22 protein-coding genes and 1 tRNA gene are annotated in these 23244 nt (G+C 44.8%); 11 read left to right on the top strand and 12 right to left on the bottom strand.

Translation table 11 applies throughout. From position 1 onward, the window contains the following. Positions 1 to 295 precede the first annotated feature (295 nt). The 4 genes from ACZ45G_RS06320 (at position 296) to mtgA (ending at position 3027) form a co-directional block, all read left to right on the top strand. A complete protein-coding gene (locus tag ACZ45G_RS06320) occupies positions 296 to 499 on the top strand; it encodes a cold-shock protein (protein ID WP_464176135.1) in 204 nt (67 codons plus the stop codon). Positions 500 to 742: 243 nt separating this feature from the next. Next, positions 743 to 1450: an ABC transporter ATP-binding protein gene (locus tag ACZ45G_RS06315; RefSeq protein WP_464176132.1), complete on the top strand. Its 708-nt coding sequence runs from the start codon at positions 743 to 745 to the stop codon at positions 1448 to 1450. 11 nt (positions 1451 to 1461) lie between these two features. After that, entirely contained in the window at positions 1462 to 2262 is an 801-nt protein-coding gene (locus ACZ45G_RS06310; protein WP_464176130.1) for an ABC transporter permease, read from the top strand. A gap of 63 nt (positions 2263 to 2325) precedes the next feature. Further along, positions 2326 to 3027, top strand: coding sequence for a monofunctional biosynthetic peptidoglycan transglycosylase (mtgA, locus tag ACZ45G_RS06305; protein ID WP_464176128.1), 702 nt, complete (start codon positions 2326 to 2328; stop codon positions 3025 to 3027). Positions 3028 to 3086: 59 nt separating this feature from the next. Here the strand turns inward: mtgA and ACZ45G_RS06300 are convergent, their stop codons facing one another. Both ACZ45G_RS06300 and ACZ45G_RS06295 read right to left on the bottom strand, forming a co-directional pair. After that, entirely contained in the window at positions 3087 to 4154 is a 1068-nt protein-coding gene (locus ACZ45G_RS06300; protein ID WP_464176126.1) for a peptidylprolyl isomerase, read from the bottom strand. 101 nt (positions 4155 to 4255) lie between these two features. After that, a tRNA-His gene (locus tag ACZ45G_RS06295) sits at positions 4256 to 4331 on the bottom strand. A gap of 164 nt (positions 4332 to 4495) precedes the next feature. On the opposite strand from ACZ45G_RS06295, the gene ACZ45G_RS06290 reads away from it, so the two are divergent. Together ACZ45G_RS06290 and selB are read left to right on the top strand one after the other, a co-directional pair. Then, positions 4496 to 4660 carry a hypothetical protein gene (locus ACZ45G_RS06290; RefSeq protein WP_464176123.1) on the top strand — a complete coding sequence of 55 codons (165 nt, stop codon included), beginning with the start codon at positions 4496 to 4498 and terminating at the stop codon, positions 4658 to 4660. A gap of 31 nt (positions 4661 to 4691) precedes the next feature. Further along, positions 4692 to 6605, top strand: a complete 1914-nt coding sequence (gene selB, locus ACZ45G_RS06285) for a selenocysteine-specific translation elongation factor (RefSeq protein ID WP_464176121.1) — start codon at positions 4692 to 4694, stop codon at positions 6603 to 6605. Here selB and hemW read toward each other — a convergent pair. Further along, the gene (hemW, locus tag ACZ45G_RS06280) at positions 6602 to 7837 is read right to left on the bottom strand and encodes a radical SAM family heme chaperone HemW (protein ID WP_464176119.1); all 1236 of its coding nucleotides are present in this window, start codon (positions 7835 to 7837) and stop codon (positions 6602 to 6604) included. The two genes, selB and hemW, sit on opposite strands and share 4 nt — an antisense overlap. Continuing rightward, positions 7830 to 8999, bottom strand: coding sequence for a radical SAM protein (locus ACZ45G_RS06275; RefSeq protein ID WP_464176117.1), 1170 nt, complete (start codon positions 8997 to 8999; stop codon positions 7830 to 7832). The genes hemW and ACZ45G_RS06275 overlap by 8 nt, the downstream gene beginning before the upstream one ends. Before the next feature lie 238 nt (positions 9000 to 9237). On the opposite strand from ACZ45G_RS06275, the gene ACZ45G_RS06270 reads away from it, so the two are divergent. The 5 genes from ACZ45G_RS06270 to ACZ45G_RS06250 all read left to right on the top strand — a co-directional run bounded on the left by ACZ45G_RS06270 (position 9238) and on the right by ACZ45G_RS06250 (position 14450). After that, positions 9238 to 10425: a DegT/DnrJ/EryC1/StrS family aminotransferase gene (locus ACZ45G_RS06270; protein ID WP_464176114.1), complete on the top strand. Its 1188-nt coding sequence runs from the start codon at positions 9238 to 9240 to the stop codon at positions 10423 to 10425. 52 nt (positions 10426 to 10477) lie between these two features. Then, positions 10478 to 11545 carry an iron-containing alcohol dehydrogenase family protein gene (locus ACZ45G_RS06265; protein WP_464176112.1) on the top strand — a complete coding sequence of 356 codons (1068 nt, stop codon included), beginning with the start codon at positions 10478 to 10480 and terminating at the stop codon, positions 11543 to 11545. A gap of 14 nt (positions 11546 to 11559) precedes the next feature. Then, the gene (kdsB, locus tag ACZ45G_RS06260) at positions 11560 to 12285 is read left to right on the top strand and encodes a 3-deoxy-manno-octulosonate cytidylyltransferase (RefSeq protein WP_464176110.1); all 726 of its coding nucleotides are present in this window, start codon (positions 11560 to 11562) and stop codon (positions 12283 to 12285) included. 11 nt (positions 12286 to 12296) lie between these two features. Next, a complete protein-coding gene (locus ACZ45G_RS06255) occupies positions 12297 to 13451 on the top strand; it encodes a glycosyltransferase family 4 protein (RefSeq protein ID WP_464176108.1) in 1155 nt (384 codons plus the stop codon). Positions 13452 to 13550: 99 nt separating this feature from the next. Then, positions 13551 to 14450: a lysophospholipid acyltransferase family protein gene (locus tag ACZ45G_RS06250; protein WP_464176105.1), complete on the top strand. Its 900-nt coding sequence runs from the start codon at positions 13551 to 13553 to the stop codon at positions 14448 to 14450. A 52-nt stretch (positions 14451 to 14502) separates the two neighbouring features. On the opposite strand, the gene ACZ45G_RS06245 is transcribed toward ACZ45G_RS06250, so the two are convergent. The 8 genes from ACZ45G_RS06245 to ACZ45G_RS06210 all read right to left on the bottom strand — a co-directional run bounded on the left by ACZ45G_RS06245 (position 14503) and on the right by ACZ45G_RS06210 (position 23197). Continuing rightward, positions 14503 to 15258, bottom strand: coding sequence for a hypothetical protein (locus ACZ45G_RS06245; RefSeq protein WP_464176103.1), 756 nt, complete (start codon positions 15256 to 15258; stop codon positions 14503 to 14505). Between the two features lie 161 nt (positions 15259 to 15419). Next, positions 15420 to 16595, bottom strand: a complete 1176-nt coding sequence (locus ACZ45G_RS06240) for an O-antigen ligase family protein (protein ID WP_464176101.1) — start codon at positions 16593 to 16595, stop codon at positions 15420 to 15422. A gap of 24 nt (positions 16596 to 16619) precedes the next feature. Next, positions 16620 to 17675 carry a glycosyltransferase family 10 domain-containing protein gene (locus ACZ45G_RS06235; protein WP_464176098.1) on the bottom strand — a complete coding sequence of 352 codons (1056 nt, stop codon included), beginning with the start codon at positions 17673 to 17675 and terminating at the stop codon, positions 16620 to 16622. Between the two features lie 6 nt (positions 17676 to 17681). Further along, entirely contained in the window at positions 17682 to 18851 is a 1170-nt protein-coding gene (locus ACZ45G_RS06230; protein ID WP_464176096.1) for a glycosyltransferase family 4 protein, read from the bottom strand. Next, positions 18827 to 19774: an ELM1/GtrOC1 family putative glycosyltransferase gene (locus ACZ45G_RS06225; protein WP_464176094.1), complete on the bottom strand. Its 948-nt coding sequence runs from the start codon at positions 19772 to 19774 to the stop codon at positions 18827 to 18829. The genes ACZ45G_RS06230 and ACZ45G_RS06225 overlap by 25 nt, the downstream gene beginning before the upstream one ends. A gap of 30 nt (positions 19775 to 19804) precedes the next feature. Beyond that, positions 19805 to 20692, bottom strand: a complete 888-nt coding sequence (locus ACZ45G_RS06220) for a glycosyltransferase family 2 protein (protein WP_464176091.1) — start codon at positions 20690 to 20692, stop codon at positions 19805 to 19807. A gap of 62 nt (positions 20693 to 20754) precedes the next feature. After that, on the bottom strand, positions 20755 to 21909 hold the full coding sequence (gene lpxK, locus ACZ45G_RS06215; protein ID WP_464176089.1) for a tetraacyldisaccharide 4'-kinase: 1155 nt from the start codon (positions 21907 to 21909) through the stop codon (positions 20755 to 20757). Continuing rightward, the gene (locus tag ACZ45G_RS06210) at positions 21902 to 23197 is read right to left on the bottom strand and encodes a 3-deoxy-D-manno-octulosonic acid transferase (protein ID WP_464176086.1); all 1296 of its coding nucleotides are present in this window, start codon (positions 23195 to 23197) and stop codon (positions 21902 to 21904) included. The genes lpxK and ACZ45G_RS06210 overlap by 8 nt, the downstream gene beginning before the upstream one ends. Positions 23198 to 23244 lie beyond the last annotated feature (47 nt).

The following is a 23244-nucleotide window of genomic DNA, read 5'->3' as shown; positions in this document are numbered from 1 at the left end:
AAACAGACTAACGGTTTCATGAAAGGTTCTATCTTCAACAGGGCAATCCATCCCCATATTGATCCGGCGGACAAAATTTTCCCATAATAATGCCATTGGAAAAATATAGGAAAAATATAAATAATATCGTTTAAAACTTGACTTTATCAAAAATAGCTGTATTGTATCAGAAGTTTGCACTATTCAATGTGAAGTGCCCAGGTTTCATTCCAAAGGAGTAACCCCCTCGAAAATAGGATTGGTATTACCCCCAAGTTAGAAACTGTTATTTTTTTTATTACAGGAGAACGCCACTATGGCTAATGGTACAGTAAAATGGTTTAACGACTCAAAAGGTTTTGGATTTATCGAACAAGAAGACGGCGGAAAAGATGTATTTGTACATCATTCCGGCATTAATTCAACAGGGTTTAAATCCCTGAATGAAGGAGACCGTGTTTCCTTCGATATCGAAGAAGGCCAAAAAGGCCCTGCAGCAGCAAATGTAACCGTGATTTAGTTAACCGTTTTTTTGCGCTACAAAGCAAGTCTTTTGACTTGAAAGATATAAGCCCCTGGACAAAATATTGTTCAGGGGCTTTCTCGTTTGTAAACCAATCCCCTTCCCACACCAATTTATTGACAACCGCTCCCAATCACAGTAAATAACCCATAAAAAAATGAGATCAATTTTATATTGATAAAAAAATCTGGACGCCCGTTTAAACATTTTCAAAACCGACAACTAAAAATGAGTAAAATAATGATTGTATTGGATGGTGTTACAAAAAAATTTGGCAACCTGAAAGCGGTTGATAATGTTTCATACCAAATTAAACGAGGTGAATTTTTTGCACTGCTTGGACCCAATGGCGCCGGTAAGACCACCATTATCAGGATGCTGTTAGGATTTATTCAACCCACTTCAGGAAGTGTCACAATTAATGGAGCCCCTTCTTGTGAAACAAGGGCAAGAAAAAACATTGGATACATAGCTGAACAGCATATGATCCCCCCATTCCTTTCAGGGTTTGAATATCTGCTTCGCCATGCATCCCTTATTGGATTATCCGGAAAAAAAGCAAGACTTGAAGTTGAAAGAGTTGTGGAAGTCGTCTCAATGACAGGAAGAGATAAAAAAAAGAGCGCCGGCTATTCAAAGGGGATGAAGCAGCGAATCGGAGTTGCCGGTGCGCTGATAGGCACCCCGGAACTGTTGATCCTGGATGAGCCTGTTTCCGGCTTAGATCCCATGGGGATCAGAGATATTCGAATAATTATTGATAACCTCAGGCAAAATGAGATAACCATTGTTTTAAATTCTCACCTGCTGTCAGAGGTTGAAAAAACATGCGATACTGCCGCCATTATGCACAGGGGAAAGATCGTCGTAAAAGATTCAATTGATGCCATAATGGCTGATGGTGAAAGCCTTGAAGATGTTTTTGTTAAACACGTAACCCAACAATAGCTGAAAATAATATGAAAATGTTTATTAAAATTGCACAGTATACGATTGTAGACCAGATGAGGTCCAAAAGTTTTTATCTTCTTCTGGCCATATCAGTGGGCCTGCTCTTTCTAATGCGCGGGTGCTATTCCGCAAATTATGTGATCAACGGCCAGCAGATTGAAGGCATAGGATATGCTTCCCGGATTATTTTCCAGGCAATCGTTATGGGAATGCTCCTGATGGTTTCCATGATATCCATGAGAATTTTCACCAGAGATCAAAACGATGGGTCTGTGCAGATGTTTCTTTCAAGGCCTGTTCAGCGCTGGGAATATGTGCTTGGCAGGATAATGGGCACATGGCTTCTTACTTCAGGGTTTATGTTTGTTTTACATTTGACGCTCTTTTCGATTGTCTGGTCCCATACCGGTGACATTAATTTAGGATATATCTGGGCCTCAATTGTTTGCTCTTTGAATCTTTTGTTTATGACAGCAACCGTCTGTTTATTTTCTTTGTTTATGCCGGGTTTTATCAGCGCCTTATTTGCAATGGGCCTCCTGGGGACTGGATTTATTTCCGATGGCGGTTACCGATTGTTAAACAGTCAATTGATAGAAGCCCTATCCTCTTCAGTCTCAGCATCATCCCCTGCACTATGGCGTATTTATTATCCGAAACTGTTTATGGTCCAGACCTATGCCGACTCGTTAATCTCAAAAAATAATTTCATGGGTATCGGTCCTGTCCATCCACTGATAAATATCCTTGCATTCAGCCTTTTTTTTATATCCCTGACACTCATCATCTTTAAGAGAAGATCCATTTAACCCATTTTTTTTAGAATTGACAATACCGGCCAATCCACGTAGAACCCATTGCCAGGGGGCTGGATGAGAAAAAAAAAGAAAAAATCAATCATGGCCGGGCTTTGGAAATTTTTTTTTAGGAGTATCCTTGTCCTGATCTTTTTTTCCGTTTCCCAGGTTTTGGTTTTCAAGACCATAAATCCCCCGGGCACTGTCAATATGATCTGGGAGAGACTGCTCGCCCAACTCAATCAAACCGACTATATCAAACCACAATATTCATGGCAGGATCTTGTAAAAATTTCCCCCCACCTTCAACAGGCGGTTCTGGCATCGGAGGACCAACGGTTTCTCACCCACAGCGGATTTGATTTTGAAGAAATAAAAATTGTGATTGAAAACATGGTAGAAAACCATCAATTCAGGGGAGCCAGTACCATCAGTATGCAGGCGGCACGATCCCTTTTTCTGCCTTCCAGCAGAAGCCTTTTTCGAAAGGCTGCAGAAGCATGGTATACCATATTGATTGAGGGTTTCTGGGACAAACAAAGAATTTTTGAGGTTTACTTGAATACTGTGGACTGGGGAACCCATCTGGTGGGAGCCCAGGCCGGAGCACAAGGCTATTTTTCCTGCGATGCCAACCAATTGACAAAACCCCAGGCAGCACTGATGGCAGCTATTTTGCCAAGTCCCCACAAATGGTCTGCAAAAAACCCCAGCGCCTATATTCGAAACCGCCAGCAGCGCATCTTAAAACAGATGCCAGCCATGCCCCTGCTATAGGAACACTTTTTTTGGATACAGGCCTGGAGAATCACTGCCGCTATACCGTGACCATGGGTTTAATTAAAATCCACCAGCTCCACATCAAATATCAGGGTGGCTTTGGGGGGAATTATACCGGGATACCCTTTTTCGCCATAGGCTAAAGGATAGGGAATCAAGAGGCGCCGCATCTCTCCTTTTTTCATGCCCATTATCCCTAAATCCCACCCCTTTATCACATCCCCTTTTCCAATGACAAACCCGAAGGGCTCTCCTCTGTCCCGGGAGGAGTCAAACTTTTTCCCATCCGCCAGCACACCGGTATAATGAACTTTTATCCTATCCCCCGCTTTTATGGCCGCCCCGGTTCCCGCTTTAAGCGGCACATACATGAGGCCTGATTCGGTTTTAAGGGCATCGGGATTCTTGTCCATCATTTTTTTCTCAAAACTAGCTTGATATTCTTTGCGCTCGGCCTCCTGCTGGGCCAGCACATTCTTACGGGCAGCATCAATACTTGCCTGATCGGTTTTAAACGCCTTGGCAGCAGTGCCCCTGCGGATAATAATCAAGTGATTAATCCGGTCACCCTTACGAATTTCATTGACCACATCCTGGCCCGACACCACCCGGCCAAACACCGTATGCTTTAAATCAAGCCATGGGGTTTCCTTGTGGGTGATAAAAAATTGACTGCCATTGGTATTGGGACCTGAATTTGCCATGGAAAGGATACCGGGTCCGTCATGGGTCAAGGAAGGATGAAACTCATCGGCAAATTGATACCCAGGCCCTCCCCGGCCGGTTCCTTCGGGGTCTCCGCCCTGGATCATAAAATTGGGAATAACCCGGTGAAAAATCAGGCCGTCATAAAATTTTTTCCCGACCGGCTGGTTTGATTTTTTGGTACCCTCGGCCAGCCCCACAAAATTGGCCACGGTATTGGGCGCCCGCTTATAATAGAGCTCTGCCAGGATAATTCCCCGGTTTGTTTCAAACCTGGCATAGATGCCATCCTTAAGTTCCCCAGCATCGGCTGCTGCCCTGGAAAAGGAGGGCAAAAACAGGAAAATTAAAAACAAAATGGCTGCAAACAACCAGGTGAATGAGAAATAGCGGTTTCGCTGACCAATAGAAATTACCATGGGCATATCCCTTTTATTTTGGTTATCAGTATATTTAACAACATATTTAATGAAACATTATATATCACAGGAGGGTCTCCAGGAGTCTGGAAAGAAAAGAATGGGGTGAGTGACGGGGTTCGAACCCGCGGCCACCAGGACCACAACCTAGTGCTCTACCAACTGAGCTACACCCACCTCAAAAAAACTTGTACTTACTATCAGAAACAATATTTTTTAGCAACTCTTTTTTTGATTGTTGTCATAATTTCCTTGATTGGAATCTATAATTTAAGATTGACCTTGGACCGTTGTTTGACTATTATCCCTGGGTACACAAATTATCAAAAAGGAAGCATTGGATGAACACATTGATCATTTTTTTGGTAAGGCTCATTATCGGCCTTTCCTTCGGCATTCTTCTGATCCGGATATTCAGACCGGAATGGGGTATTTACCACGGGGTTATAACAGGCATCGTCCTTGTTGCCCTTGCCTATGTCTTGAGTTTTTTCAGGAAAAAATAACCATAAATACAGGCCCTGGAGGGTTTTTTCATTGGAAAATATAATTTTAGGAACTGCCGGCCACATTGACCATGGAAAGACAAGCCTGGTCAAGGCATTGACAGGCGTTGAAACCGACCGGCTCAAGGAAGAAAAAGAAAGGGGTATTACCATCGAACTCGGGTTTGCCTCCCTTGATCTACCCAATGGGAAACACATCGGCATTGTGGACATGCCCGGCCATGAAAGGTTTGTCAAAAACATGGTGGCAGGCTCCAGTGGTATTGATGTGGTGACCATGGTCATTGCAGCGGACGAAGGGGTGATGCCCCAGACCCGGGAACACATGGAAATCTGCAATCTCATGGGAATCCAGCATGGAATCATTGCCCTGACCAAGACAGACCTTGTGGATGAAGACCTCCTGGAGATGGCCCTTGATGATATCAATGATTTTGTCCAGGGCACCTTTCTGGAAGATAAACCCATCATCCCCCTCTCCTCTACAACCGGTCAGGGGCTGGAAGATTTTATTGCCACCCTTGAATCCATTTGCGACCAGATTCCCGAACGTAAATTTTCTTCCATTTTCCGGCTGCCCGTGGACCGGGTTTTTTCCATGAAAGGGTTTGGGACGGTGATCACCGGTACCCTGATGTCGGGGGGTATCCAGGTGGGAGATGATATCATGGTCTATCCTAAAAAAATTGTTTCCAAGGTCCGGGGAATCCAGGTTCACAGCAACAGCGTAAACAAGGCCGGTCCCGGTACAAGGACCGCCATCAATTTCCAGGGACTTGACAAGGACTCTGTGCTCAGGGGGGATATTCTCTCCACTCCCGGCACCCTCATTGAAAGCTATATGGTGGATGCCCATTTCCATTATCTAAAAAGCAATGCCAAACCCGCCAAGCCCAGGACAAGGGTAAGGTTTCATTCGGGTACCAGTGAAATTTTAGGCTATATGATCCTTCTGGACAGGGAAGAGTTATTACCCGGAGATGAGGCGCCTGTACAATTTCGCCTGGAGTCCCCTGTCTGCTGCATTAAAGAGGACCGATATGTCATCAGAAGCTATTCCCCCATAAAAACCATTGGCGGCGGCGCCATCTTGAATCCGGTCTCACAAAAACACAAATTGTTTGACAAAAAAGTGGTACAGGGGCTTGAAGATCTGTCGCAAGATGACCCAGAACAGACCATCTCTTTTTTTCTATCCCTAAGGGGGTATGCAGGGCTGTCCTTCAACCAATTGCGGGTCATGACCAATATCCCGGACAAAAAGCTGGCTGGCACCCTCCAAAAAATGCTGGCAAGGCAGGCAATCATCCAAACAGATAAGGACAGGCAGATCTATGTCAACGGGGCCTTTTTTGATGAATTCAAAACAAAAGTGGTTGATAAAATACAGCACTACCATGCGGCCAATCCATTAAAAGAAGGCATGCCCACCCAGGAACTCAAATCCAAATTCCAATATATTGATGACGCCAAATTTTTTAATATTCTATTTACCAAACTGGCCAAGGACAATACCCTTGTCCAGGACAAGAATATTGTCAAACTGGTTGGGTTTGAAGTGGCCCTGCAAGTGGACCAACACGAAATCAAAGAAAAAATCACCAAAATCTACCAGTCCGCAGGCCTCACCCCCCCGTTTTTCAGAACCATCTGCCAGGACCTGAAACTGGACCCGAAGACCGCCAAAGATGTTTTGCAGATGCTCATTGATGAACACTTAGTGGTCAAGACAAAGGATGACCTTAATTTTGATGCCCGGACCATGGCCGACCTTGAGAAAAAGCTTATTTCTTTTTTAAAGGAAAACGAAGAAATCACCACCCCGGAGTTCAAGGATATGACGGGAATTTCAAGAAAATTTGTGATTCCGCTCATTGAATACTTTGACTCTGTTAACCTGACCATCCGGGTGGGGGACACCCGCCAGTTGAGAAGAAAAGTTTAGAGAATCTTATCGGCAAAGGCTTCTACAATACTGTCAAGGCGGGCCCTGCCCGAAAGCGTCAACAAAAACCGTTTTCCTGGACTGGTTAGGACTACCCCCAGCCCCTGACGTTCAAGACGGTCCACCAGAGGCGCAAACCGGGTTAAAAAATCTTGCCCTGTCATCTTATCAACTGCAGTGATATCAATGCCGTCACTGGTTCTTAAGCCCAGCATAACCCTCTCGAGCACCTGCTGCGGCAAGGAGAGCACCTCTCGTTCATGAACAGGCAGCTTGCCTGCTGAAAGTGCCTGAATATAGGCTTTCACATCGGCCACATTCCAGGATCTCACAGGAGATACCCGGCCCGGATCCCGGACACCCGGCCCCTTGTCATTAAGCGAGCCAAAGGAATGGGCTGCGGGACCAAATCCGTCATAGGGCGTCATCTGCCAATAGGCGCTATTGTGCCGGGATCGATTTTGAACGCCTCGGGCAAAATTGGATATTTCATAGTGATCATACCCGTGTTGTTCAAGAAAAGTGGAAGTTTCCATGAAAAAATCGGTAAGGATACCCGAACCTGGTGACTGGAACAGACCTCGTTTATATTGGGCATGCAAGGGGGTTCCCGGTTCCAGGGTCAGCATATAGCAGGAAAGATGGGCAACCTTAAATCCAAGGACCATATGAAGATCCTGGCGCCAGGTTGCCAAGGTTTCCCCTGGCGTGCCATAGATGAGATCAAGACCGATATTGTCAAACCCCGCTGATTTAGTCGCTTCAATGGCCTCAATAGACGCTTCTATTGTATGGATCCGGCTCAACACCTTTATTTTATATGGATCAAAGGACTGAACCCCAATGCTAAGCCGATTAACCCCAAGGGATTTGAGTCCTGATAAATAGCCCTGATCCACCGTACCCGGATTGACTTCAAAGGTAATTTCCGCATCCCCGGCCACCTGGTAACAGGTATGAAGGGTGGCTAAAATTTTTTTGACATCTTCCAGAGGCAGCAGGGAAGGAGTCCCGCCTCCAAAATAAATGGTTGTTACTCGTTGGGGAACCCTGCCGACCCGGTCAACCAAGCCAGGCCGGATGCTCTGGCCGGTCCGAATCTGAATTTCTCGTTGAAGGCTGGCCACATAGGCCGGCAAAAAAGAAAGGGTCCCGATGGAATAAAAATCACAATAACTGCATTTTTTCAGACAAAAGGGAACATGGATATAAACAGATAGGGGTTCAGACAAAACGTTTCATCAATTCATCAATGACAGTGTCCACATTTCCAGGGGTGACCCCATAGTACTTACAGGCCTGTTTAACCTGGTCCAGGCTACCACTTATTTCCATGTCTTCAGGCCCCCTGAAAAACCCCATGCGCCGCCCCACCTGGTAAAAAACCCGCAGTTCCTCAGGCAGGTCAAAAAATGAGTCAATGATGCCAACGAGCCGTTCCTTGTCTTCGGGTAATTTGCCGTTGATGGTTTCAAACAAATTCAGAATATGATCGCTTTTCACCTGGGAATCTATGCCGTCAAGGCTTTCAAGAAAAAGTCGAAGCTCCTTGGCCATCATCGTGTCACTTGGTTTTTCAAAAATCCCTTGCTCTCTTTCCTGGGCAAGCTGTGTTCCATTGGTCACGGCCAGGGTCCGAATCCGGATAAAATCCGGATTGATTATATTCAGGGCCGAGGCGGTTTCCATGGCATTCTCTATGGAGAGATCAATACCCCCGATGCCGGGCATGACATATTCGGACAATTCCATGCCAGCAGCCTTAACCTTTAAACCGGCCCGGATATGAATTTCTTTGGTAGCCCCTTTTCGGATCCGTTTCAACACCGTATCCGACCCTGTCTCCATGCCCACATGGATCCGGTTGAGCCCGGCACGGGTCATCCGTTCAAGATCGTGGTCCTTGATCCGGGCAAGGGTTTGGCTTCTGGCATAGGAAGTGAGCCTTTGGGTCTCGGGAAAACAATGTCGAATATATTCGAGAAGAAACACCAGGTCATCGGGTTTCATGATAACGGAATTGGCATCCTGGAGAAAAATGGATTCCATGCCCGAGGCATACCAGTCCATGGCGGCATTAAAGGCCACCCGATCCTTTGTTTCAAAGCTGTTATAAAGGGTATTGATGACTTCCTGGTCCACTTTCCCACCGACGTGAACAATCTGCCGTATCCCTCCCACATAGGTGTGGATAAGGTCTATATCCTGGATAATATTCTCAACAGATCTCAGGGAAAAATCCCGGCGCTTATAAACTCGGCAAAAGGTACACAGATTCCAGGGACAATTTCGGGTCAACCGAAGAAGCAAGCTATCGGCTTCACTTGGCGGACGGATAGGGCCCTGTTCAAAGCCCCTGTAACTATCTTTTTTTTGGCTTTTCCTTTTTTCCATACCGGCTAAATCCTAAATCTCACCTTGAATATGTTAACTTTCCTAATTTTTTTATTTCCCCATTTATAAAGGTGCTTCCCAAACCGTTGGTACCACCTCACGATTCTTGTATATAGACATTGGTAATATTAAAGTCAATTTATTTGGGCAGATCTTGAAACTTGGGGCAAGAGTGTGATATTTAGACTTACAATTTATGTAAAATCCGAAAAATAATATATACTAGAAGGAGTGTGTCATGCCTGGTTTTGAAATATTTGGTGATGAAGAACGAAAAGAAGTAACCGATGTCCTTGACACCGGGGTTCTGTTCCGGTACGGATTTGAAGGTACCCGGAACGGTCATTTTAAAGCCCTTGAATTTGAAAAAAAACTGGGGGATATCACGGGCTCAGCCTTTAGCCATCTTTGCTCCAGCGGGACAGCAGCCCTTTGTACTGCCCTTACTGCCTGCGGCATAGGAGCAGGAGATGAAGTTATTATCCCGCCCTTTACCTTTGTGGCAACCTTTGAAGCACTGATCTCTGTCGGTGCCATTCCCGTATTTGCTGAAATCGATGAAACCCTGTGCCTGAACCCGGATCGACTGGAAGCGGTATTAACCCCGCGTACCAAGGCCGTAATACCGGTTCACATGTGCGGGGCCATGGCCCGTATTGACGAGATAAAAACCTTTTGCGACCAAAAGGGACTCATCCTTCTGGAAGATGCCTGTCAGTCCCTTGGCGGCTCTTTTCAGGGCAAAGCCCTGGGAACATTCGGCCTTGCCGGATGTTTCTCCTTTGATTCCGTCAAAACCATTACCTGCGGCGAAGGCGGGGGGATCATAACCGACAGCCGTAAAGTCTATGACCTGTGCGACCAATTTTCCGACCATGGCCATGACCATTTAGGTGGTCCTGACCGGGGTGCCGACGGCCACCCCATCATGGGAACCAATTACAGGATCAGCGAACTCAATGCAGCCGTAGGGCTTGCCCAGCTCAAAAAACTGGATCGTATCCTGGATATCCAGAGAAAAAACAAAAATGCCATCAAGGATGCCATGACAGATCTGCCCGAAGTGACCTTTCGGTATCTGCCCGATCCCTTTGGGGATTCTGCCACCTTTTTAAGCTTTTTTCTCCCCACCAAAAACCGTGCCCGACAGGTGGCAGCCGGCCTGGCGAAAAACGGTGTGCCAAGCCCCTATTGGTATGACAATAACTGGCATTATTATAAACGCTGGAACCACTTAAAAGGATTAACGGGGGCAGCCCCTCTGGCGATTGAACTGGCAGGCAATCTACCGGACTATAAAAATATGAAGCTGGAAGAATCCGATGCCATCATGAAACGGACCATTTCCATGCAGATCATGCTCTCCTGGTCAGAAGAGGATATTGATCAGCGGATCCAGGCCATCACCCGATCGTTTAAAAAATAAGGCGTTTAAAAAATAAATTTTTTAAAGCATAATTAAATCATAAGGATATCCCATGTATAGAAATTTTAAACTGGTCCCCAATGTCATCTTTGGAAGGGGCTGTTTCGCACAACTGGACGAAATTATTGAAAAACAGCGAACCGACACCGATGCCTGGGCCGTATTTGTAACCGACGAGGTTTTCCAGGGGAAAGACCTGGAAAAAAAAATACCCCTCCACGCCAATGACCTGCTGTTGTGGGTCAACGTGGATGACGAGCCCAAAACCAGCTATGTGGACCAGCTGACACTTACGGTAAAGAACACCCGGTCCACCCTGCCCTGTGCTGTCATCGGCATCGGGGGAGGGTCCAGCATGGATCTTGCCAAGGCCGTTGCCCTGATGCTGACAAATGAGGGCTCTTCCACCCTTTACCAGGGATGGGATCTGATTAAAAACCCGGCCATTTACCATGCTGCCGTGCCCACCCTTTCCGGAACAGGTGCAGAAGTTTCTCGGACCACTGTGCTGACGGGTCCTGAAAAAAAACTGGGGATGAACTCAGATTACACGGTCTTTGACCAGGTGGTTCTGGATCCGGAACTCATAAAAAATGTCCCCCGGGAGCAGCATTTTTATACGGGCATGGATTGTTACATCCATTGCGTGGAATCCCTTGAAGGCACCTATTTAAATGAATTTTCAAAGTCCTATGGGGAAAAATCCATAGAGCTTTGTCGCCAGGTGTTTGTGGACAACCACCCGGACAAGGACGACAAACTGATGATGGCCTCTTTTTTTGGTGGGATGAGCATTGCCTATTCCCAGGTCGGGGCCTGCCATGCCCTGTCCTATGGTCTTTCCTATGTTTTGGGAACCCACCATGGAATCGGCTGCTGCATCACCTTTGATGTTCTTGAAGAATATTATCCAGCCGGGGTAAAAGAATTTCGGACCATGAAGGAAACAGCTGGAATTGACCTGCCAAAAGGTCTGACGGCCGACCTTACCGACGATCAGATGGAGACCATGATTACCGTAGCCTTGGGCCTTGACCCCCTATGGGAAAACTGCCTGGGCAAGGACTGGAAAAGCATCATGACCCGGGACAAGGCCAGATCCTTGTTCCTTAAAATTTAAAAAAAGAGCTGACAATGACAATAGCTGTAATCCCCTCCCGGTACGGATCCAGCCGGTTTGAGGGCAAACCCCTGGCCATGATTGGCGGGAAATCCATGATCCAGCGGGTGTATGAACAGACCCAAAAATCCTCTGCTGTCACCCGGACTGTTGTGGCAACGGATGATCAGCGGATACTGGATGCGGTAAAAACCTTTGGCGGAGAAGCCGTCATGACATCACAAGCCTGCCGCTCGGGAACCGACCGAGTGGCAGAAACCGCTAATATACTGAATCTCGCCGACAATGAAATTGTTGTGAATATCCAGGGAGATCAACCGATTTTCAACCCGTTGACCATCGATGAGATGATCCGCCCCTTTAAGGAAGACCCGACACTTTTTATGTCCACCCTGGCCTTTAAGATACAGGACAAGCGTGAGATAACCGATCCCAAGGATGTCAAGGTAACCTTTAACAACAATGGATTTGCCATGTATTTTTCCCGTGCCCAGATCCCCTATCCCCGGGAAAAAGAAACACAGGTTGACTTTTACAAGCACCTGGGGTTTTATGCCTATAAAAAAAGCTTTTTAGATAAAATTGTCGCCCTGCCCACCGGAACCTGTGAAAATGTTGAAAAACTGGAACAATTGAGAGTGCTTGAATTCGGCTACCAGATACGAGTGGTGGTTACCGAATATGACTCACCTGAGATTGACCTGCCCGAGGATATTGAAAGGATTGAAATAAGGCTGTAAGCCCTGAACCCATGCGATCTCTCTATAAGATAGTGCACACCACCTGCCAGACCGGATGGGGTGAACAAGAACAACGGATTTATAATGAATCCGTGTGGATGGAAAACAAAGGCCACCAGGTGGTCATCATCACCCCTATGGGCACACCTCTTTTCACCAGGGCCAAGGAACACGGATTTCGTGTCCATGGCGTCTCTTTCAAGCGTTTTAGCTCTCTCAAAGACTATGGACAGCTCAAACAGATCTTTAAGGATGAGCAGCCCCATATTCTCAACACCCACAGCAAGGCCGACTCAAATATTGCCCTGCCGGCGGCAAAAAAGACAGGTGTCCCCTGCCGTATCCTGTCCCGGCATATCAGCGACCCTGTTCGAAATACCTGGAATAATCGGAAAATTTATAAACAATTGACCCATTTTATCTTCACCACATCAGATTATACCACCCAACACCTTCAACAGGTTTTCAAACTCAAAGACATGGAAATTTTCTCCATGCCAAGCGGTATCATACCGCCCCAGGACCTTGCACCAAAGGAATCGGCACGAAAGGCCCTTGCCCGAGATCTTTGTCTTGATGCTACCACCCGGTTTATAGGATTTGCCGGCACTATTTCCAAGGACAGGGAGGTGGACACCATTTTAAAGGCCCTTAAACTGATTCAGTCACAAATCCCCCACCACATTGCCATTCTGGGGGAAGGAACCCCCGATTGCCTGGCTGAACTCAAGACACTGGCCAAGGATCTGGGCATAGGAGAGAAAGTTCATTTTATAGGGGCGAAAGAGGACGTCTGGCCCTATTACAGAGCGTTTGACTGCAAGGTCCTGGCCCCTGGGAACAAGAACAAAATCCCCCTTGAAGGGGTCCCACTGGCATTGCTGGAAGCCATGTACAGCTCTTGCCCCGTCATTGGATCTAAAACCTGCGGAATAACGGATATCATCGTTGACAAAAAGACCGGATTGCTCTTTGATCCCCAAAAACCTAAAAACTTAGCGGATATGATCCTTGATACCATTGCCAATGAAGCCGCCACCCTGGAACGGGTTCACCAGGCCAGAGAACTGGTCAGAAAAAAATATACCATTGATGCCATGGGCCGGAACATCATTCGGATCTATCGACTGCACCAGGTAAAAATAGCAAGGCAATATCTGGTTTAATAGGTGCTGCTAAAAGGATCACAGCAATGAACCAAAAATTGACAAAAATTGAAATTAATTTAGAATTTAAATCTTTTTTCAAATACGGTGGAATGAATTATGCGCAATGAAATAATTTATAAATTACTAAAACTTCTTATTATCTTACTGGGACTTCTTCCCCGAAGGGTTGCAAAATTTTGTTCCGATATCTTGGGGCTGCTATGGTTTAAGATAGACAACCGTCATAGAAAGATTGCCTTGGATAATATCTCCCTGGCATACCCATCAGAACTTTCTTCCAGGCAGGTTTTAACCCTTGGCAAAAAAGTTTTCAAGAATACGATCCACATCATGTTTGATATTGCCTGGGCATTTAGGAAAAGTCAGAAAGAGCTGCTGACCTATTATACAATTAAAGGCTATGGCAACCTGAAGGCTGCCCTTCAAAAGGGTAGAGGCGTTCTTCTCGTGTCCGGCCACATCGGAAATTTTGAACTTTTGGTGGCCGCCTTTGGCCATGATCCTGATTTTAAAATGTATGGTGCCTATAGAAAGTTGGATTTTCTTCCCCTGGAAAGGCTTATGCTTGAAGAAAGACAACGGTTTGGAACCACCCTGATTCCCCTGCAGGGAGCAGGCAAAAAAATTGATGCTATTTTAAGGAACAAAGATGTTGTAGCCACTTTGCTTGATCAGAATGCCAATTGGCACAGCGGCGTTAATGTCGATTTTTTCGGCAGGCCTGCCTGCACCAACAAGGGATTTGCGGTTCTTGCCCTGAGAACGAAAGCCATGGTAGTGCCCATGTGTATTGCCAAGACAGGTAATACCTTTGTGGTGGAATTTTTACCCGAAATTCCCCTGGAATCCACGGGGGACATGATCAGGGATATTGAGACCAATACGCAAAATTATACAGCGGCCATTGAAGCGATGGTCAGAAAATATCCGGATCAATATTTCTGGGTTCACAACCGCTGGAAAACAAAACCCTACGACCTGATCCCCACAAAATGACCGAAATTTACAGGCCGGTTACAAGCAGCTTGCAACGGGGGTCAGATTGTTTTTATCTCCAATGCTCTGCCAGCCATTTTGTTGGTTTTACTGTTTTATAAAATTTTTTATACCAGGGTACCGGCGCGCCCCAGACCCCGTTAATGGCATCGATGGGGTTGGGATTTCCGTGAAATACAATGATTTTTGCATTCTTTGGAATCTCGGTGGGCGTAATAAAACTGTTCAGAATTCCACCGGCCATGCAGTGGAATTTAAAACTTTTGCACCAGTCATCGGGGAAATAATCAAAATTACCCTTGCCCAGTTCCCGGGTGATATACACCTGTTCGGTTCTGTGGGTTTTCACCACGGTTTCCTGTTGCTCCTGATATTTTTTGAGCAGACGGGTGTACTGCCCCACTTCAAAACAGATGGCTGATGCCTGGCCTATTAAGCGATTGGGCTGGGACCAGTTTTCAATAATGGCAAGCTTATCTGAAAAGTCAAAGAAACAATCAATCGTATCGATAACCACCACATCCAGGTCCAGAAACAAAACTTTTCCTTGTATATCAAAAAACGGATCATCAAATAAGGAAAGTTTCCGCCAGGCCTGGCACTCTTTATAATACTGGGGAGCCGGATCTTCAAATTCGGGTATGGGCATCACCTCAATCGCAGGTTCGATCCCTTCGGGGTGTTCTGTCAGACAGATAAAGCGAAATGGCAGGGTCATGTTCCTTTTAACCATATGATAAAGAACATTCACATATTCAGGTCCGTATTTTTCTCCCCACTTCATACAAACAACATTGTTTGTTATCATACTATCTCCAAAAAAAATTTGCAGGCCAATTTTCAGGCCAAATCCAATTCAATGCTTGGTATACTGTTTTTAGGGGATTTGATCAAGACGAATATTAAAGTGATTTTCCCTTTTTTCACTCCCAGAAACAGGATTTTGACCCTGTTACAAAAACCATTCAATCAGCGGGATAACTCCCGGAAAGGATAAAAAGCAACGATTAAAAAAGCAAACATATGACTGGGTATGGTAGACAGCAGCCAGGAGTTTAAAAAGCACCCAATAAACAAAAACAATACAGTGGCTTGAAGGGCAAACGCCTGGGCCTCTTCTTTACGCCGGATCAATTTGAAAGAACGAAGTATGGGGTCTATAAACAATGCCAACAGCACAGCTAATCCCACAAGCCCTATCTGAACGGTTGTGAGTAAAAACTCATTGTGGGGATCTGTTGCAGGCGCAATAGAAGTTCTCTCGACAATGGGTTTTTGCGCTATTTCATAAGCCCCTGTTCCATATCCAAAAACAGGTTTTTCCTTTATCAATTGAACGCTGCTTTTGTACCAATCCAAGCGTAAACCAACAGATGTACGCGAATTATAATTTTCCATATCATAGTTTTGTAAATTTTGAATTGTCACGATCACGCTGGACCGAACAGAATGGGAGGTATAAAAAACGCCGATCAACAAACACAGGGAGACCAGATAAAATATGAGCTGCTTCTTTATGGAAAAATATTGAAATATAAACAGCACGGTAAGGGCAATAAAAATAAGCCAACCGGTCCTCGTCTTGAGAATAAAGAAAATATGATAACTGATTGCCAGAAAGAAACCACCCCACAAAAATCTGCAGTTTTTTTCCAAAATAGCTCTTTGCATTACAAGATAGGCAAAAATAACAAGGAATCCACCGCCATATCTTTTAAAAGCCAATTTATTCATGGAGATGAGGCCAAAATCCACCAAAGAATCATTAACAAGCACCAATAGATAACCAAAAAGCAGGGCATTGACAATATTTCGGGCCATATTCGGTTTTCCCTTTGTCAGGGAAAGCACAATGGGAATATACAATAACACCCGATATTTTTTAAAAAAATCAAGGGATACCTCAAGTGGGGCCGGAGAGTATACAATCCCGATCAATAAAAGCGCACAAAAAACAATTCCTATGAGCGCCAAGGAATTTTCTTTTATGATAAGCGGAATATTTTTAAATCGGCCGGAGGCAAGCCAGCAGACTAACATGAGAATAGAAAAAATTGCTGTCAGGGCTGATGAAAAAAAGCAAGAAATGCAGGTAAGATACAGGGCATAAATACCATATTTTTGAAATTTGTCTGATAAGGTCATTTTTTTATCCTATAAAAAGAATTCTTAAAGTAATCTTTCCAAATCCCTTCGCAGGCATGAAAAGTGATCATATATCTCTTGTGCAGCGGTATTGACAAAAAGAGGTTCTCGCAAAAATCGCTCTCGCGCTTTTATATCAAGGTACAAGGCTTTAATAGTGGAAAGCACCGCTTCTACTCGAGACCCCTCCCAAAAAACAATCCGTTGAGGATTCAATATAGCGGATTCAGGGCTGGGATCCCCCCAATAAATGGGGATTGTACCGGCCTCCAGGGCTTCAAATATTTTTTCTGTCACATATCCCTTTACACACGCATTTTCTGCACAGATATTAAACACGAATTGTTCCAGATATAACTTTTTATCATCCTGGTATTCATCTTTTAATGAAGTGTCATTGTGCAACAGCTTGCCCGGACAGTGAACAAAATCAATGGTGCTCACTTTTTCGGTAATTTCAGCTCTTGAAACAATGTCAACATGCCCAAAAACCTTTTTTTTGGAAGCATAGCCATCATGACTTGCAACCATGGCTGCAAATTTTGTTTTCAAACACCTACTTTTTGCTTCAATTTCATCTAAGCGCTTTTGGATATCTGCAACAGATGCCGTTGCGGCAACCTCTGGCGAAAAAAGATACATCAGCCACAGGGGAAACCGCCGATAATTTCCTGTCCCAAAATAATCAAACCCCATTGCCAAAGAAGGCTGTCCGTCCAGATAGGTTTTGTATTCACGATATTTTTTTAATGTTGTAAGGTTTTCTTCGGTAAAAAAAATGCTGGGGGCTTTGTATATGCTTAGGATAATCTTGAGGAGCCAATAGCTGCCAAAAGAGGAGCAGATGATAAGAGATGGCTTATACCAGGACACAAGGGGCTTGCGGCCGGTAAGCTCACTTATAAAAAAATATAGCCACTCTTTTTTGGGGCCCCCAGAATGGCCATTATAACCGATATGCATGGTTTTTTTATTGCCCTTCTGTTTCCAATAATCGGTCAGCACAAGGGCCATAAAAAGATAAGATTCTCTGAAAAATTTTAGTATTCTTTGTAAATAAAAACCAATATCTCTTAGCATAAAGCCTCACACTGCCCCAGGATTTCCCATTGTAGATTTTGATACATTTAGATATAAGGCCAGGGTCTTCTCACACATGACTTGTTTTGTAAACAACCGCTTTACCCTGTCTCTGCCATCAGAACTCAAGACCGTATATAATTCTTTGTTCTCCATAATTTTTTTGAATGCCAGAGCCATCTCATCGGCACTTCCGGGTGTTACCAGTATTCCGGTCTTGTTATGGCTTATTGTTTCCATAGCCCCCCCATGGGCTGTGGAAATAACGGGCGTGTTCATTGATTGGGCTTCAACTGCAACCCTCCCGAAGGATTCCGGCTCACTGGAAGATGACACAACGATGGAGGACAATTTAATGGCTGCCGGCATATCTTCACAATTACCGGGAAAAAGTATTCGATCGTCCAGCCCTTTGTCTATTACCAATTTCTTAAGGGAGTCTAAATATGAAGAATTCACATCATGACTGCCAGCACAAACGGCTATCCAGTTGAGGGACCGTATCAGGCAGAGGCTTTCTATGAAAATATCATGACCTTTAAGCCTTGTGATACGGGCTGGCAAAAGGATCACAAAGGGGTCTGATGTGTCGGATTTAACGATACCCCAGTTCTTTTTAACTGCATCAAGCCTTTTGTTGTCAATTCCTTGGGAATCAAATTGAGCCTCATCTATTCCTTCGTATATTATTTGAATGCGGTCTTCAGGCGTATGATATTCTCGTTTAATATGATCTGCAATGACATTGGAAATTGCAATGACTTTCTGCCCCTTTGTCATCACCGCACTATAGGCATTGATTGAATAAAAGCCGTGAAAGGTTGTAATCAACAGCGGCCTTCTATTCACAGGAAGACTCTTCCATGCAAGATAGGCAACCCATGCAGGAAGCCTTGATCTTAAATGAAGCACATCCACTTTTTCTTCCAGGATAAAGCGTCTAAGCCACGGAATATACTTTAAACATCTTGGGCTTTTCTCCCCGATATGGGGACAGGAGACATGCTCACTCCCATTTTCAACAAGCTTGGGAACAAGAGCCCCCTCCTTTGAGATAACTATGGACCGGTGTCCTTTTTGGGCCAGGAAAGAACCGAAATCAAGGGTTACCATCTCCACTCCGCCACTGTCCATTTCAGGCAGAATCTGTGCTATTGTAAGTTTTTTGAACCCCATCGTCTGAGAATCTCCCTTGCACACCTATCTGACTCGTCTAAGCTGCTGCCAGATTTTTTATAGTCTTTGTTTTGTTTCCAGTTATCATAGGAAATGGCTATTTTATGGTCATATAGATAGTGCTCGCTATAAGCGAACTTATTTTCCTTTTGTTTCCATTCCACAGGGATAATGCAGGTTGTGCATCCGGCTGTCAATGCCTCATAAACCATGGACAGACTGTCTGCTGTGACCCATACGACCCCGGATGTATCGTATTGTTTTTCCACCCATCCTTTTGGGGTATCGGCAAAACGAAAAAAAGAGACATTCTCCCTGCCGGCGGCAAACTGGTTTATTTTAGCGTCCATCTCTTCGGGGGTTCTTGGAGAAGATGAAATAGTCCAGTTCAGGTTTACGGACTCAGATACAATCTGCTCAATATATCCGCAAATTTTATCTGAATCCCACACATGGCTTTTCTCATCAACCCCTCCGATAAGAATCAATCCTGTGTCCTTTTTATGAATATGTTTATTCTCTGAAATATTGGGGGGCCCTACGGTCAAAAAAATATTTTTACCGGGACGTGGTCTGTCATGATTTGGGACAAAACAAAGATCAAACATCTCGATCAAAAAAGGAGCAGGAAACATGCAGATAATCTTTTTAGCGCCGCCGGCATTGCCCATTTTTATCACATGAGGATGGGTGTGAGTACCGGTCCCCATAACAAGATCAACATCTTGGGTTTTTCCTATTTTCCAGCATAAACCGGCCAGAACCTTTAACCAGCTGACAATATCCGATAAAAAAGTTTTTTTTATCTTCAGACGTGTGATTTCAACAGGAATATACTTTTCCAGAGCTCTGATGATCCCTTCTGTCTGTTTTTCATGGCCCGGGCTGCCATCTAAAATTGCCGTTATTTTACAGGTTTTCAACGCACATTATCCTCGCCCCCAAATACCGGGCTAAATTTTTTTATTGTAAAAAAGGTGGTTTTTTCTAAAACTGTCATCAAATCGGTTATGGGTGAAAAGCCCTTTACAAACCCCGATTTTAAAATGTTTTTTTCTCCACCACAAGCAATTGAGTATAATTTCAGGTACCTGGAACCCATGTAAGGTTCTTTTTTTGGGGTTTTCGTTTATGAACTTACACAGGGTATTTAAAAAAAAATCTTTTTGAATCAAAAAAGATTGTTCTGTATAATCGATACATTCACTGTCCACAATGAACACATCACCTGTTCGCTGAATATATTTGGGAAACAGTTTCTCCGGGGATTTTTCAACGTATACACTTCTGCCAATTAATCTTCTTGCCTTTAAAGGCCTGATATAGCGTTTAAAAGATTTAACCCATGAATGCTTAAGACCCTGTTCATCAAGGCCGTGTTCCCTGGCAATAAACGATTCATTGACAGCACCAATATTATAAAACTTGGCATATTTTACAACATCACAAAAGCCTTCCCCGACATGCCATTGATGCCGTAACCGCATCAGATCTATTTTCTTTGTTTCAATCAATTCCACTGACCTTGTCAGTTGTTTTTTCAGTTCGGAAAGATTTTCTACTAAAGGGCAGTCATTTTGGATCAACACAATATAATCCGCATCAAGATGTTCAGCCAGCTGTTGCTGTGCCGTAAACCCGATATTGGGTCCTCCCACAGCCCTGAATGAAAAGGCGTCTGCAATCTCTCTGTCCCGGTCACAAAAGTCGTTGAAATATATGACACTGTCATCGAAAAACGATCCTGCTTTTTGCTGTTCAAGGGAGACTAGTGTTTTTTTAAGTGTTTCGTGTGCCTTGTATGACAAAATACCAAGACCCATTTTTTTCCCATTAATCATTTATCAGAGATCCTGATTTTGAGTTTATCAATCTAATTATGATACCAAAAGATTTAAGGACACTATCCAACCTTAGATTTTATAAAAGATTCAAAGGCCTTGTCATTCTCAACTATGATCTTGATACCGATCACTGCCAGATCAGTATCCCATTGAATATCCCGGTCCAGCTTCACCCAGTCTTTTTCCGTTGTGGCAATCAGGTCCACCCCGATTTCCCCGGCTCTTTTTTGTATCCATAAAATATCAGCCCTCTTATACCTGTAATGGTCTTTAAATTCAAGGTGATCCACTACATTTACCCCAAGTTCTGCTGCCGCCTCTCCAAAGGATTTATTATTGGCAATCCCTGAAAACAAGAGACAAGAGCGATCCTTGAGGGAATCTGGACAAGAAAGGACATCGGCCGGGTTTTTTTTCACAGATACCCATTTCAACAGATAAGGGCAATGACAAGTTTTAAAAACCGGGATTCCCTCATATTGGCTGGAAATATTTTTGTGTTCCCCTCCTGGCGTCTGATCTCCATCCCCTTTTTTACCAGCTCTATTTGGGGGGGGGCACCGGGTAAGCACAATGGCATGGGCACGTTTTTTTGACATCCCTGGTGTTTCCCGCAGCCTTCCCGCCGGCAGCATCCGCTGATTTCCCAGGGGCCGATCATGGTCAAACAAGAGAAGATCCAAATCCCTGGCCAGTCTCACATGGGCAAAGGCATCATCCAGAACAATCACATCGGGATTTAATTGCGCAATGGCAAGTTTTCCAGCAGTATACCGGTCCTTTCCCACCACAACAGGAAAGGTTTTCCTTGCGGCCATCATATAGGGTTCATCTCCGGCAACCTGGGCGTCCAGAAACAGGGTTTTTCCGTCACTGACGATTTTGGCACCGGTTGCAAGACTGCCTTTATACCCCCGGCTGATGACCACGGGATGTTTTCCCATTTTTATCAGAAGTTCGGCAATATAGATGGCCATGGGGGTCTTGCCCGCACCGCCGGCCATGATATTGCCAATGGAAATGACAAAACAGGGTAGCCGTTTAGTTTTTAGCAGACCTGCCCGGTACAGCGCAAGCCGAAGATTTGAACCCACCCGGTAAAGCCCGGAAGCCTTTACCAGCAAATGCTCAAGGGAAAAGAGAGCCGGCCTGTAATCCTGGTCTGAGATCCGGGTAATTTTTTTTTCCAATAGGGCAAACCATGGGTCAGACAAAATAAAGATCCTCCATCTTTTTAAGGGTCCTGTCAACGGCCCCGGTATTTCCGGAGAAAACACGGTAACCGGCATCCCCCATTTGTTTTGCCAGAACAGGGTCTTGGAGAATCCCTTGCAGCTCTGAATGGATTTGGGAGACGGTTTTGACCCTGCGGGCACCTCGTTCAGCCAACAGCAAATCTGCAATTTCCAGAAAATCTGTCATGTGGGGACCAAACAAAATCGGTTTACCAAACATGGCAGGTTCAAGGGGGTTATGCCCCCCAAAGGGCAAAAGGGAACCACCGATAAATGCAAGGTCACAAACGGCATAGGTCATGGCAAGCAGCCCCATTTGGTCAACCAAGATAAGATCGTGGTCTCGTTTGCCCTGTTTTAACTGTGAATACAGAACCGGATGATGGGGGGGAGATGGTATTTGTTCCATGATTCGCTCACTTCTTTTCGGATCACGGGGTGCCAGGATCAGCTTCAGATTCGGTACGCTTTTTTTCACGACGGCAAAGGCGTCCAGCAAAAATTTTTCCTCTCCTTCATGGGTGCTGCCGGCAACCCAAACCTGATCTTGGTCCCCAATGCCAAACCTGGCTTTGAGTTTTAAGGACTCCTGTTTATCCAAATTCATTGGCGCTTGATCAAATTTTATATTTCCCATGGTGGACAGGCAGGTGTCTAAAACGCCAACCCTTTTAAACCGCTTTGCATCCAAAGGCGTTTGAGCCATGATGTGGGACAGGGCAGGAAAAAACAGGGAAGAAAACCGTCCCATCCTGAGATATCTGTTTAATGAGCGTTTGGAAAGCCTTGCATTTATAAGAACCACGGGGATTTTTTGTTGTTTCATCTGGTGAATAAATCCGGGCCAGATATCGGTTTCAACGAGACAGACAATATTGGGCTCAATAAGATGACCCATCCGTAAAACCGACGCCCAAACATCAAAGGGAAAATATCCAATCTGTGATACCTGGGCCTCATTGTCCCCATCAAACAACTGCCGGGCTGTGTCAAACCCTGTTTTTGTGGAGGCTGTAAAAATAATTTCAGCATTGGGTTTATTTTTTTTCAAAGACTGAACAAAGGGAAGGGCCGAACGTACCTCCCCCACTGACAAACCATGGACCCATATCCGGAAGGTCCCATGTTTCTTTTTAAACCCGGTGCATAGCCCCAACCGCTGGAGAAGGTTGGCCCTCCTTTTTTCCGACAACAGATACACAAGCGGGAGAAAAGGTAACACCAGAAAAAAAATCAAGGTGGTCAGGATGTGATAAATTAATATCATCTAATTATTTATTATCTTCATCAATATCATTATCATTCCTATGGAAA

The organism is Desulfoconvexum algidum (assembly GCF_055382125.1).
This window is presented reverse-complemented; position numbering and strand designations above follow the sequence as displayed.